Below are 13,414 nucleotides of genomic sequence, written 5' to 3'. Positions count from 1 at the left end.
CGACCGGGTGCGGCACCCGGAAGGCACCCTGTGATCACATCGTCCGGCCGACGACGGCCGAAGGCTCCACTCTCCGCACTGCTCATCTCGGGACTCGTCGCCGCCGGCGTCGTCGCGCTGCCGGCCACCTCGGCCCTGGCGGCCGACGGTCCCGCCGTGGTCGGCGACTCCCAGTTCGCGAGCGGGTCGTACATCGTCACCCTGCGCGAGCCCGCGGCCGCGACCTACGAGGGCGGCAAGGCCGGCTTCGCCGCCACGGCCGCCCCCGAGGGCGCGCGCCTCGACGCGCAGGCTGCACCGGTGCAGGAGTGGTCCGAGCACCTCGAGCAGACCCAGGCAGAGGTGGCCGACGCGGTCGGCGCCACCGTCGACGCGCACTTCTCGGTGACGACGAACGCTTTCGCCGCCGACCTCAGCGCCGACCAGGCGCGGGCCCTCGCCGCCGACCCGTCGGTCGCGGCCGTGTCGAAGAACGAGCTGCTGAAGCTCCAGGCGACGCCCTCGACCGAGTTCCTCGGGCTCGGCGACGCCGAGGGGAACGGCGGCGTATGGGACGAGATCGGCGGCCGCGACGCCGCGGGCGACGGCGTCGTGGTCGGGATCATCGACTCGGGCATCGCCGCGGGCAACGCCTCGTTCGCGGGCGACTCGCTCGGCGAGCAGGACAGCGCCGAGCCGCACCTCGAGGGCGACTCGATCGTCTACGACAAGAGCGACGGCGGCACCTTCACCGGCGTGTGCCAGACGGGCGTCCAGTTCACCGCCTCGGACTGCAACACGAAGCTGGTCGGCGCGCGCTACTTCGTCGACGGCTTCGGCGTCGACAACATCGGCACGGAGGAGCAGGGCGAGTACCTCTCGCCCCGTGACGGCAACGGCCACGGCTCGCACACGGCCTCGACCGCGGCGGGCAACGCCGACGTCGAGGTGACCATCGGCGACCGCGACTTCGGCACCATCTCCGGGGTGGCACCGGCCGCGAAGATCGCGGCCTACAAGGTCTGCTGGGACGGCCCCGACCGGGTCGCCACCGACGACGACGGCTGCGCCACGCTCGACCTCGTCGCGGCGATCGAGGCCGCGGTGACCGACGGCGTCGACGTCATCAACTACTCCATCGGCGGAGGCGGCGCGACGAGCACCTTCTCGGCCACCGACCAGGCGTTCCTCGGCGCGGCCTCGGCGGGCGTCTTCGTCGCGGCCTCGGCCGGCAACGACGGCCCCACGCCGACGACCGCGGACAACGCGGCGCCCTGGATCACCACCGTCGCCGCGAGCACGGTCCCGAGCTACGCGGCCACGGCCCTGACCGGCGACGGCGCCTCGTACCTCGGCGGCTCGATCACGGTGCCGACCGGCACCGAGGGCGTCAGCGGCTCCCTCGTCGACGCGGCGACCCTCGCGGCCGACGGGGCGACGGCGGCCGACGCGGCCCTGTGCCGTCCCGACTCGCTCGACGCCGACGCGGCCGCCGCCTCCGGCGCGATCGTGCTCTGCGACCGCGGCGTCTACGACCGCACGGCCAAGAGCGCCGAGGTCGAGCGCATCGGCGGCGTCGGCATGCTGCTCGTGAACCCCGCGCCCAGCTCGGTCGACCTCGACGAGCACGTCGTCCCCACGGTCCACGTCGACGCGGCGTCCTACGACGCCCTGCACGCCTACGCGGCCACCGAGGGCGCGACGGTCACCCTCGTCGACGGCAACCCCGCCGGCCTGCCCGAGCCCGCCACGCCCCAGATCGCCGGCTTCTCGTCGCGTGGGCCGGTGACGGCCGACGGCGGCAACCTGCTGAAGCCCGACATCTCCGCGCCCGGCGTCGCGATCCTGGCCGACGGCGCCAACGCCGCCGGCGAGCCCGGCAGCTACGAGTTCCTCTCGGGCACCTCGATGTCGTCGCCGCACGTCGCGGGCCTCGCGGCGCTCTACCTGTCGCGCACCGTGCACCCCGACTGGACCCCGGCCGAGGTGAAGTCGGCGATGATGACCACCGCCTACGACCTCGTCGGAGCCGACGGCGCGCCGACCCAGGACGTCTTCGCGCAGGGCGCCGGCCACGTCGACCCCACGGCGTTCCTCGACCCGGGTCTGCTCTACCGCAGCGGGACGGCCGACTGGCAGGCGTACGTCGACTCGATCGACACGATCGAGGGCACCGACTCGTCGCTGAACCTGCCGTCGATCAGCGTCGGCTCGCTCGCGGGCACGACGACGGTCACCCGGTCGGTCACCGCGACGGGCCCCGGCAGCTGGACGGCCGAGCCGGTCACCCTGGCCGGCGTCACGGCCGAGGTCTCGCCCTCGACGCTGACCTTCGCGGAGGCAGGCGAGACGCAGGACTACACGGTCGCCTTCACCCGCACCACGGCCGCGCTCGACGAGTTCGCCACCGGCTACCTGACGTGGACCGACGGCACCCGTGACGCGCGCAGCCCGCTCGCGGTGCGGCCCGTCCAGCTGGACGTCGCCGCGGAGTTCGCGGGCGAGGGCGTGACGGGCGAGGCGACGGTCGACGTGACCGCCGGCGACGCGCTGTCGCTGCCGCTCGCCGCCGAGGGCCTCGCCCTCGGCCAGGTCGCGACGGGCTCCGGCACCGCCGGCGCCGACGCCGCCCAGGTGCCGCTCACGGTCGCCGAGGGCACGACGCACGCCCGCTTCGTGCTCGACTCGGCCGAGGACACGGCCGACCTCGACCTGCTGCTCTACACGGCTGACGCGTCGGGCCAGCCCGACGAGCTGGTCGGGGCCGCGGCCACCGGCTCGGCCGACGAGCAGCTCGACGTGGAGACGCCGGCGGCAGGCCAGTACGTGCTGCTCGTCGACTTCTACTCGGGCGCGGGCGACCTCGGCTGGACGCTGACGTCGTACCTGCTCGACCCGGCTGCGGCCCAGGGCGGCCTCGTCGTCGACCCGGCCGTGCTCGAGGCCGGGCTCGGCGAGACCACGACGGTCACCGCCTCCTGGTCCGACCTCGCGTACGAGAGCAGCTACCTCGGCCGCGTCGTCTACGGCGACACGGGCACGGCGAGCTACCTCACCGTCACGACCGGCGAGGAGCCCGAGACGCCGGTCGACCCGGGCCCCGGCCCGGGGGAGCCCGGCGGGCCCGGCCACGGCGGCCCCGGCCACGGCGGCTTCGACCTGCCCGGCCTGATCGGCTGGATCTGGGGCGCCATCGGCGACCTGTTCTACCGCTGGTTCCCGGGGCTGCCCTGGCGCTGAGCCGAGGCTGACGCCGTCGCGGGCTGACGCGATCGCGGGCTGATCGCGCAGGAGGCGGTCCGCACCTTCCCCCCGGAGGGTGCGGACCGCCTCCTCGTCCGCTGTCGGACGACGCGCCGGATGGCCCCTTAGCGCACCCTGCGCCTCCGCGAAACACGAAGGGACTAGGTTCGTCACTCGTGACTGGACAGAGCGGCAACACCATGCGCGTGGTGAGCTACAACCTGCGCGAGCACACGGCCAAGGGCGAGATCCGGGCCCTCGCAGAGGACCACAGCGCCGACGTGCTGTGCCTCCAGGAGGCCGACACGAAGGACATCCCCGACGAGTTCGGCGAGTTCTCGCTCGCCGCGTCGACCCGGAACAACCGTCTCGGCCTCGCGGCGTACTACCGCCGCTCCCGCTTCGAGCTGCTGGGCACGAACGTCTACGCGCTGAAGAAGAGCATGCACGACCGCGTCATGTCGCCCGCGCACGAGCGCCTGCTGGCGATGCACCTGCACGACCGCATCTCGGGCGCGGACGTGCTGATCGGCTCGTTCCACGCCGCGCCGCTCACCGCCACGAACGGGCTGCGCAAGAAGCAGGTCGAGTCGGCCCACCAGCTGATGCGGGCCCTCGCGCCCGGAGTGCCGATGCTCATGGTCGGCGACTTCAACTACCCGTGGTTCCACGGCGGGCTCAAGAAGCGCATCGAGCGCGACGGCTTCGTCCTGACCCGCAGCAGCACGCCGACCTACCTCGGCTACAAGTACGTCAAGGGCCACTTCGACTTCGCGACGAGCTACGACCTCACCATCGAGGACGTCGTCACGCTGCCCGCCGGCATCAGCGACCACCGGCCGATCCTCGTGCGCGCCACCGGGCTCGCCACGGCGTAGCGGCGCTGCCGACGACGAGACCACGACGAAAGGCCCCCGTGCGCGTGCACCGGGGCCTCTCGTCTGTCGTGCTGTCGCGCCGTCGACGCGCAGGGCGCGACGGGCGTCGAGGAGGCGGGTCGCGCCTCCTCGGGACCGCCTAGGCGGCGAGCGCGAGGGCGTGGGCGCTCACGGCGTAGGCCTGCACGATGGTGCGGCTCGGCTCGCGGCGCCAGCTGCGGCCGGGGATGACCCAGCCCTGGGCGCCCTCGACCGTGACGGTCGCGCCGATGCGGACGTCATCGGTGACGACGTCGCTCCAGGCGCGGACGACGAACTCGGCGCCGGAGGCGTCGACGACGACGAACTCGGCGAGGCGGGCGGTGGACAGGACGAGCTCGGTGGTGACCGTCCCGCTCAGGATGGTGATGTTCTCGTTCATGCGTGTTCTCTTCTTCGATGTGTGCTGTGTTGCTCAGCGTCGTGGCACGCAGCGCGGGGCATGCGTGGACCGCCGTTCTCGGCGGTGGGGCGGACGGGTGTCCTCAGGCTCGGGGAGCCTGGTCGGGCCTCGTCTCGGGCGACGACCGGTGAGTAGGCGAGCGGGTGAGGCTCGGACCGGGGTTCTCGAGATGTACAGACAAGATCTGCAGGCTTTTCGACTCGGCCTGCGTGTGGACGACAGGGCCGTGAGTCGGGAACGATCTGAGAGGATCGTTGCCAAGCGACCTGCAACGGTAACACGGCGGGGCCGGATGCGCCAGGGCTGATCCGTGACGTCGCTGAGAACGCCGGGGGAGGCGGTGGTTCGATGGGTGCATGACATCGATCCCCACCATCACCCTGAACAACGGCGTCGAGATCCCCCAGCTCGGCTTCGGCGTCTACCAGGTCGAGCCCGACCAGACGAAGGACGCGACGCTCACCGCCCTCGAGGTGGGCTACCGCCACATCGACACGGCGCAGATGTACGGCAACGAGGCAGGCGTCGGCGAGGCGCTGCGCGAGTCGGGCATCGACCGCTCCGAGATCTTCGTCACCTCCAAGCTCAACAACGGCTTCCACCGTCGCGACGACGCGCTCAAGGCGTTCGACGGCACGCTCGACGCTCTGAAGGCCGACTACGTCGACCTGTTCCTCATCCACTGGCCGCTGCCGACCACGGACGTCGACTACCTCGAGACCTGGAAGGCGCTCGAGGAGATCTACGCCACGGGGCGTGCCAAGGCCATCGGCGTCTCGAACTTCCAGCAGGCGCACCTGCAGCGGCTGCTGGACGAGGCCGACGTGATGCCCGCGGTCAACCAGATCGAGGTGCACCCGTACCTCACCAACGACTCGCTGCGCCTCTTCGGCGTCGAGCATGGCATCCACACTGAGGCGTGGTCGCCCATCGCCCAGGGCAAGGTCCTCGAGGACCCGACCCTCGTCGAGATCGCGGAGCGCGTCGGCAAGTCGACCGCCCAGGTGACCCTGCGCTGGCACGTGCAGCGCGGCGACATCGTGTTCCCCAAGTCGGTCACGCGCTCGCGCGTCGAGGAGAACTTCGCGCTCTTCGACTTCGAGCTGTCCGACGCCGACGTCGCGGCCATCACGGACCTCGACAAGGGCGAGCGAACGGGCCCCGACCCCGACACGTTCGACTACATCCCCAGCTGAGCTGAGCTGAGATGAGTTGCGGTCTGGTCAGGTCCGGCGACTGATCTGACCCGTCCGGCCCGCGGGCCGGACCCGGCTGTGCCGACGGGCCGGTCTCCCCGCAGGGGGAGACCGGCCCGTCCTAGTAGGGTCGTCGTCTGCACGGGAGGCCTACCCGAGGCGTCCCCGCGCTACCAGGAGCGAGTGAACAGGGTGCGAACAGTCGTCGGCGTGCTGCGCCTCGTCGTCGCCGCCGTGGGCACGGCCGCCCTCGTGTCGTACTTCTTCTACACGCTCGGCTTCTCGACCTTCTCGACGGTCAACTACTTCGCGTACTTCACGCAGCAGAGCAACATGGCGAACGTGCTCGTCCTCGCCGTGTCGGGGGCGCTCTCGCTCCGGGGCCGACCCGAGGGCCGCGCCTTCGCCGCGGTGCACGCCCTGGTGACGACCTACGTCGTCGTGTCGGGCATCGTCTACGGCATCATCCTGATCGAGTCGCTGAGCAACGACTTCGCGATCGGCGTTCCCTGGTCGACCCAGGTGCTGCACTTCTGGATCCCGGGGTTCCTCGTCGTCGACTGGGTGCTCGCCCCCGGGCGCACCCGCGTCAGCTGGGCGATGCTGTCGGTCGTGCTCGTGTTCCCGGTCGTCTGGGGCATCGCGACGATCGTGCGCGGCGCGGACGTCGGCTGGTACCCGTACTTCTTCCTCGACCCCGCGCAGGTGCGCTGGCCGGACGAGTTCGTGATGTACAACGCGATCGCCCTGGCCGTCATCGCGGGGGTGATGTCGGCCCTGATCGCCCTCAGTCACCTGCGGCCCGGGCCGCGGCCGGGCGTGCTGCTGCGGCGCGGCCAGCGCGCCGAGGTCGTGGGGGCTGAGGGCGGCGGCGCCCAGGTCGGTGGCGCAGAGGTCGGCGGCGCGGAGGTGTGCGGCTCCGGCGGGGATCAGCCGGCCGGCGCCTCCGACGAGTCCGGGCCCGCGTCGGGGTCGGACGTGGACTCGGGTGCTGCTTCCGGCACGAGGTCGAAGTAGGGCGCGAGGCCGGCCAGCGCGTCGGCGACGGCCTCGTCGTCGCCGAGCTCGAGGCTCGCGACCGCGTCGTCCCCGCCCGCCAGCGCGACGAGCACCGGCTCGCCCGTCGAGGGCATCAGGTTGACGAAGACGCGGAAGCCCGACGAACCGTCGACCGTGGTCAGCACCGTCGCCTCCGTGCTCCAGGCGCGCTCGTCGAAGCGCAGCCAGAGCACCTCCTGCTGGGCAACGCCGAGCGTCTCGATCGCCGCCGTGTGCGTGGTCGGCAGCTCCGGGGCGAACTCGGTCGTCCCCTCCTTCAGGACGCCCAGCGGCAGGGTGACCACGACGCGGTCGACCGACAGGCTCTCGCCGGTGGCGAGGCGGAGGCCGACGCCGCGGTCGCCGTACTGGATCCGGGCCACCGTGCTGCCCCGCAGCACGTCGAGGCCGTCGAGCTGCGCCTCGACGAACGCGGACAGGTCGCCGGTGACGAACGGCTCGCCGAGCGGGAACAGGCTGCCGAGGTCGGCGGCGGCGAGCTCGCCGACGTCGCCCGGGTCCTGTCGCTCGGCGAGGTCGTCCGGCCCGGCGCCCCAGCGGACGGGCAGCGCCTCGTCGAGCACGAACTGGAGGCGGGCGGCGTCGGACACGCCCGTGGCGTCGGGCTCGAGCGACTGCTGCTCGGGCCCCGCGCCGGCGCCGGCGACGGCCTGCGCGACCGTCACGGAGGCCGCCTGGTCGTCGGCCCACCCGGCGGCCGACGCGAGGGAACGCTCGGGGACGCCGACGAGCGAGGTCGCCTGCCCGCCGGAGGACCGCACCTCGAGCACCCCGCCGAGGCGCACGGTGTCGACCCGGCCGAGGGCGAGCGCGGCGACGAGGGCGGCGGCCGCCTCGCCGTCGAGGGAGGCGGCGCCCAGCTGGACGGGGAACGGCCAGTCGCCCCCGGTGTACGAGGTGACCCGGCCGCCCACTCGGTCGCGGGCCTCGACGACGACGACGTCGTAGCCGCGCGCCGCGAGGCTCCTGGCTGCGGTGGCGCCGGACATCCCGGCGCCGACGACGGCGATGCGCTCGCCCTGCTCGGCGACCCCGGCGACGGCGTCCGCGACGTCGAAGCCGCTGGCGCGGGCCCCGCCCAGGGTGCCCGGCGCCGTGCTCGCGGTGGCCTCGCCAGCGAAGAAGACCCGGTCGTCGACCGGCTGGCGGAGCGCCGCGCGGTCGTCGTCGGACGACGACGTGGTCAGGTAGCTGCCCGAGCCCCGCGCGAACGGGTCGTCGGCCCAGCCGCTGCGGCGGAACGCGGACGGCGTCGGCCCGGCCGAGGGCGTCGCGGTCGGGGTCGGGGTGGGCGTCGGCGTGCTGCTCGGGGCCGTCGGCGCGGGGGAGGGGCCGTCGGTCGTGCAGGCCGCGAGCAGCAGCACGGCGGCCCCGGAGGCCGACCCCGTCAGGAACGCTCGACGACTGATGCCCATGGTGCGTCCATCATCGCAGGGCGGGGGCCCGCGCGGCGACGCGCACCGCGAGGTGCGCGGAGGGGCGCACCACCAGGTGCGCGGCGGGGCGGGCCGCGACGCGGTCGCGCTTCAGGCGTCGACGGCCTCGAGCCAGGTGCGCAGCAGGTCGGTGACCTGGTCGACGGGCATCAGCGACGACGCGTGGTCCTGCCCGACGAGCTCGAAGAACGCCGCGGTCGGCATGCGGCGGGCGGCGTCCTGCGACTCGCGGTGCCGTGCCTCGTCGCGGGTGCCCGCGATCAGCAGGGTGGGCACCGACACGTCGTCGAGCTGCTGTGCCGTGAGCCCGCCGCCCGTCTCGGCCGCCCGGAAGAACGCCGCGAGGGCCAGGGGATCGTCGTTCATGAAGGCCAGGCGGGTCGCCGGGTCGAGGCGGCGGCCCATGGTGTCCTCCCAGCGCCCGATGAAGGCGGGCATGCCCCCAGTCAGGAGCGCCTCCTCCCAGTCGTGCGCGAAGGTGGCGCCGATGTTGCCGTTCATCGGTGCCCAGCTGCCGCCGATCGTGGTCAGGGTGCGGAGCAGCTCGGGCTCGTGCGCGGCGATCGACAGGCCGACGCGGGCGCCGAACGAGTAGCCGACGAAGTGGACCGGCGCGAGGCCCGTCGTGGCGAGGACGGCGGCGACGTCGCCGCGGTGCAGGGCCATGTCGTACGAGGCGGCGTCGTGCGGCGCGCCGCTCCGGCCGTGGCCGCGCAGGTCGAGGGCGACGACGGTGAAGTCGCGCTCGAGGTCACGCAGGTAGCCGAGACCGCGCCACGCGCCGCGCGACAGGCCGGAGCCGTGGACGAGCAGCAGGGGCGGGCCCTCGCCCGCCACCTCGTACGCGATCTCGGTGCCGTCGACGGGGTTCTGGACGTGGTCGCGCATCGGACCAGTCTGGCAGCGCGGCGACCCGTCGACGATCCAGGCGTCCTCGTCGCCAGGTCGCTCGGCAACGGCGCGGCTCGTGCCCGCCGGCCCGCGCCTCCTGAGTCCTCGACGCGTCCCGCGCGCCCCGGCGCCGCCGCGGTGATCCGCCGCCGCATCCGTCGAGGGCGGGTGTTCAGGCTCGAGGGCGGGTAGCCCGCGACCCGCCCTCGACCCGGAACGCCCGCCGCCGGCGCGGTCGGGTCGGCGGGGCGGCCGGGCGGCTGGGCGGGCGGCGTGGGCGGCGCGCGGGCACGATGGAGCGATGATCGACGGGTGGACTGCCGCACAGGTGAAGGCGGCCGAGCAGCCGCACCTCGACGCGGGCGAGCCGCTGATGCAGCGGGCGAGCGCAGGGCTCGCGCACGAGGTGGAGGGGCTGCTGCGGGCCCGGGACCGGTGGCCCGCGCCCGTCGTGCTGCTCGTCGGCAGCGGCAGCAACGGCGGCGACGCGCTCCTCGCGGGTGCCGCACTGGCCGACGCGGGATGCGCCGTCACGGTCGTCCCGACCGGCAGCCGGCTGCACGAGGAGGCGCTGGTCGCGGCCCGCGCCTCCGGTGCCGTCGTCGACGACGCGGCCCGGTGGTCGACCGTCGAGGAGGCGGGCGCCCGGCTCCGGGAGTCGGGCGCGGCCGTCCTCCTCGACGGCGTGCTCGGCACCGGCACGAGCACCGACCCGGCCCTGCGAGGCACGGCTCGTGACGTCGTCGCGGCGCTGCTGCCCTGGGTCACGACCGCGGACGGCCCGCCCGTCGTCGCGGTCGACGTGCCGAGCGGCATCGGCCCCGACGGGGGTGCCGTGCCCGACCCGACCGTGCTGCCCGCGGCCCTGACCGTCACCTTCGGCGCCCACAAGGCCGGGCTCCTGATCGAGCCCGCCGCCGCGCTCGCCGGCGACGTGGTGCTCGTCGACATCGGCCTGCTGCCCGACCTCGCGGCGGTGCCGCCCGTGATCAGCATGCCGGAGCCCGCCCCCTGACGGCGGTGTCCTGACGGCCCGTGTCCGAGGGCGCGGCCCGGCAGGTCAGATCTCGCCCGCTACGACTTCCCGGTGCCGCCGCCCTTGCCCGGCGGCACGACCGACAGCGGGCTCGTGATCGACTCGAGCGACTTCCGCTCGGCCGACACCCCGAAGACGAACGCGACCACGCCTCCCACGAGCATGATGCCCGCGCCGAGGAAGTACCCCGCCGTCAGCGGCCCGCGGTCGGTGCCGTCGCCGATCAGCGAGCCGTAGAGCGTCGGGGCGACCGCGCCGGCGATCTGGCCGAGGGCGAAGAAGTAGCCGATCACCTGGCCGCGCAGCTCGAGCGGGAAGATCTCGCTCACCGTGAGGTAGGCCGAGGAGGCGCCCGCCGACGCGAAGAAGAACGACACGCACCAGAACACGGTCTGGGTCGTCGCGCTCAGGACGTCCATGTGGAACAGCACGGCCGACACGGCGAGGACGACCGCCGAGACCCCGTAGGTCAGGAAGATCATCTGGCGGCGGCCCCACGTGTCGAAGAGGTGGCCGAGCAGCAGTGGCCCGAGCAGGTTGCCGATGGCGAACGGGAAGAAGAAGTACTGCGTCGACGCCGGGTCGGTGCCGTAGAAGTTCTGCAGCACCAGCGCGTAGGTGAAGAAGATCGCGTTGTAGAGGAACGACTGCGTGATCATCATCGTCGCGGCGACGAGGGTGCGCTTCGGGTAGTCCTTGACCAGGGTGCGGAAGATGACGCTGAAGGGGATGCGGCCCTGGTCGGTCACCTCGAGCGCCTGGTCGTCGCTGACCGGCTCCAGGGTGCGGCCCTCCGCCTCGACGCGGTGCTCGATGTCGGTGACCGTCGCCTCCGCCTCCTCCTCGCGGCCGTGGGTCATCAGCCAGCGGGGGCTCTCGGGGATGTGCCGGCGCAGGTAGATGATGATCAGGCCGAGCACCGGGCCGATGAAGAAGCCGATCCGCCAGCCGACGTTCTCGGCGAAGTAGTCGGTGTTCAGCAGGAAGAGGTTGGCGGCCGAGCCGAGGGCGGCGCCGCCCCAGTAGGTGCCGTTGATCGCGATGTCGACGCGTCCGCGGTAGCGCGAGGGGATGATCTCGTCGATGGCCGAGTTGATCGCGGCGTACTCGCCGCCGATGCCCATCCCGGCGATGAACCGGAACACCGCCAGGAACGCGAAGTTCGGTGACAGCCCGGCCAGGCCGCTGGCGACGAGGTAGATGGCCAGCGTGAGGATGAAGAGCTTCTTGCGGCCGAGCGTGTCGCTCAGCCGGCCGAAGACCAGGGCGCCCGCCACCTGCCCGAGCAGGTAGATCGTGCCGAGGTAGCCGACCTGCGCGGCGGTCAGGCCGAGGTCGGCCTGGAAGCCGGCGGAGGCGACGATCTGGATCTCGAGGCCGTCCAGCACCCACGAGAAGCCGAGCCCGACGACGATCGTCCAGTGGAACTTGGTCCACGGGAGGCGGTCCATGCGGGCCGGGACCAGGCTGCGGACGCTGCCGCCGCCTCCTCGGGCCGTGGTCGACGACGAGCTGCTCATGGTGGTCTCCCCTGTGCGCGATGTGCATCCGTGCAGAGGGTGCACGAACACCGGCGACGGTACTCCCGGCGCCGGACGCACGACCGCCCTCCCCGGTGGTCGGGGAGGGCGGTCGTGGGGGAGGTGCGGCTAGTGCGCCACGATCGGCTCGGCGCCCTCGGTCACCGGGGGACGACGGACGAAGAACGCCCCGACCACGGCGAAGAGCGAGATGATCGCGCCCACCAGGAACGCGGCACGGACGCCGGCGCTCGCGGCGGCGATGTCGCCGGCCCCGCCGCTCGCCGCGGACACGGTGGCCAGCGTCATGACGGTCACGAACACGGCGGTGCCGGCGGCGCCCGCGACCTGCTGCACCGTGCCGACGATCGCCGAGCCGTGCGAGTAGAGACGGCCGGGCAGCGAGCCGAGGCCCGACGTGAAGAGCGGCGTGAACATCAGCGCGAGGCCGACGCTGAGGGCGACGTGCGCGCCGAGCACCATCGGGATGGGCGTCGACTCGGACACCGTCGAGAGGAACCACAGCACCGCGCTGACGAGCATCGTGCCGGGCACGAGCAGCACGGTCGGGCCGTGCTTGTCGAAGATGCGGCCGACGATCGGCGAGAGCACGCCCTGCAGCAAGCCGCCGGGCAGGAGGAGCAGGCCCGTCGCCAGCGGGTCGAGGCCGTGGACGTTCTGCAGGTAGATCGGCAGCACGATCAGGGTGCCGAAGAGGGCGATCATGCCGACGCCGAGCACGAGGACCGACGTGGTGAAGGTGCGCGACAGGAAGGTGCGGAGGTCGAGCAGCGCCTTGTCGTCACGCTGGAGCGCGCGCTGGCGCAGGACGAACGCGAGCAGGGCGACGACCCCGACGCCGATCGGCAGCCACGCCGGCACGGCCGCCTCGGCGCCCTCGCCGATCGAGCTGAGCCCGAACACGATGCCGCCGAACGCGAAGGCGGACAGGATCACCGAGAAGACGTCGAGCGGCACCGTGCGGGGGATGGTGACGTTCTTGACGCGCGCGGCGCCGAGGGCGAGGGCGCCCAGCGCGATGGGCAGCACGAGGATGAACATGAACCGCCACTCGAAGACGCTGAGGATGATCCCGGAGATGGTCGGCCCGATGGCGGGAGCGACCGAGATGACGATCGAGATGTTGCCCATCGTGCGTCCACGCGTCGCGGCGGGCACGAGCGTGAGCACCGTCGTCATCAGCAGCGGCATCATGATCGCGGTGCCGGACGCCTGCACGACACGGCCGAGCAGCAGCACGCCGAAGCCGGGCGCGATCGCCGAGATGGCGGTGCCGAGGCTGAACAGGCTCATGGCCGTGATGAAGACCGGGCGCGTGTTGAACCGCTGCAGCAGGAACCCGGTGATCGGGATGACGACCGCCATCGTCAGCATGAAGCCGGTCGTCAGCCACTGGCCGGCGGTCACGGTGATGTCGAGGTCGCGGGTCAGGCTCGGCAGGGCCACGCCCATGATCGTCTCGTTGAGGATGACGACGAAGGCGCTGACGAGCAGCAGGCCGATGACGAGCTTGTTGCGAGCCGCGAGGCCTGCGTCGTCCCCGTCGGGGGTCGCGCCGACCGAGCCGGTGTCGGCGGCGGTGGACGCGGCGGTGTCGCTCGTCATGTGATCTCCCTGGGGGCTGGCGGGTCGCGGGGGCGGTGTCTCGCCGTCGAGACACCGGTGCAGCGCTCGACAGGCGTCGTTCATTCCCGATCTGAGGTGAACGGCAGG

10 protein-coding genes are annotated in these 13,414 nt (G+C 73.0%); 5 read left to right on the top strand and 5 right to left on the bottom strand.

Going from position 1 to position 13,414, the window contains the following annotated elements:
* Positions 1-30 precede the first annotated feature (30 nt).
* Together EDF20_RS05640 and EDF20_RS05635 are read left to right on the top strand one after the other, a co-directional pair.
* A complete protein-coding gene (locus tag EDF20_RS05640; RefSeq protein WP_133737940.1) occupies positions 31-3,219 on the top strand; it encodes a S8 family peptidase in 3,189 nt (1,062 codons plus the stop codon).
* A 179-nt stretch (positions 3,220-3,398) separates the two neighbouring features.
* Positions 3,399-4,100: an endonuclease/exonuclease/phosphatase family protein gene (locus tag EDF20_RS05635; protein WP_314103501.1), complete on the top strand. Its 702-nt coding sequence runs from the start codon at positions 3,399-3,401 to the stop codon at positions 4,098-4,100.
* 139 nt (positions 4,101-4,239) lie between these two features.
* On the opposite strand, the gene EDF20_RS05630 is transcribed toward EDF20_RS05635, so the two are convergent.
* The gene (locus EDF20_RS05630; protein ID WP_133737939.1) at positions 4,240-4,521 is read right to left on the bottom strand and encodes a hypothetical protein; all 282 of its coding nucleotides are present in this window, start codon (positions 4,519-4,521) and stop codon (positions 4,240-4,242) included.
* 377 nt (positions 4,522-4,898) lie between these two features.
* On the opposite strand from EDF20_RS05630, the gene EDF20_RS05625 reads away from it, so the two are divergent.
* Together EDF20_RS05625 and EDF20_RS15600 are read left to right on the top strand one after the other, a co-directional pair.
* A complete protein-coding gene (locus EDF20_RS05625) occupies positions 4,899-5,738 on the top strand; it encodes an aldo/keto reductase (RefSeq protein WP_133737938.1) in 840 nt (279 codons plus the stop codon).
* Between the two features lie 192 nt (positions 5,739-5,930).
* Complete coding sequence (locus EDF20_RS15600) at positions 5,931-6,755, top strand: Pr6Pr family membrane protein (protein ID WP_148050049.1); 825 nt, start codon at positions 5,931-5,933, stop codon at positions 6,753-6,755.
* Here the strand turns inward: EDF20_RS15600 and EDF20_RS15595 are convergent.
* Both EDF20_RS15595 and EDF20_RS05615 read right to left on the bottom strand, forming a co-directional pair.
* A complete protein-coding gene (locus tag EDF20_RS15595) occupies positions 6,668-8,212 on the bottom strand; it encodes an FAD-dependent oxidoreductase (RefSeq protein WP_166644754.1) in 1,545 nt (514 codons plus the stop codon). The genes EDF20_RS15600 and EDF20_RS15595 overlap by 88 nt on opposite strands.
* Positions 8,213-8,323: 111 nt before the next feature.
* Positions 8,324-9,121, bottom strand: a complete 798-nt coding sequence (locus EDF20_RS05615; protein WP_123546782.1) for an alpha/beta hydrolase — start codon at positions 9,119-9,121, stop codon at positions 8,324-8,326.
* Positions 9,122-9,425: 304 nt separating this feature from the next.
* Between EDF20_RS05615 and EDF20_RS05610 the strand changes: the two genes are divergently transcribed.
* Entirely contained in the window at positions 9,426-10,139 is a 714-nt protein-coding gene (locus EDF20_RS05610) for an NAD(P)H-hydrate epimerase (RefSeq protein ID WP_133737937.1), read from the top strand.
* Positions 10,140-10,198: 59 nt separating this feature from the next.
* Here the strand turns inward: EDF20_RS05610 and EDF20_RS05605 are convergent, their stop codons facing one another.
* Positions 10,199-11,680 (bottom strand): MFS transporter, encoded by a 1,482-nt coding sequence (locus tag EDF20_RS05605; RefSeq protein WP_123546780.1) that lies wholly within the window; start codon positions 11,678-11,680, stop codon positions 10,199-10,201.
* A 129-nt stretch (positions 11,681-11,809) separates the two neighbouring features.
* Positions 11,810-13,306, bottom strand: a complete 1,497-nt coding sequence (locus EDF20_RS05600; RefSeq protein ID WP_133737936.1) for a DHA2 family efflux MFS transporter permease subunit — start codon at positions 13,304-13,306, stop codon at positions 11,810-11,812.
* Between the last annotated feature and the right edge of the window lie 108 nt (positions 13,307-13,414).

It is taken from the genome of Frigoribacterium sp. PhB116 (assembly GCF_004364285.1).
In the GTDB taxonomy this organism is placed as follows: Bacteria; Actinomycetota; Actinomycetes; order Actinomycetales; family Microbacteriaceae; genus Frigoribacterium.
The sequence above is the reverse complement of the archived record's forward strand: the minus strand, read 5'-3'. Positions and strand labels throughout refer to the sequence as shown.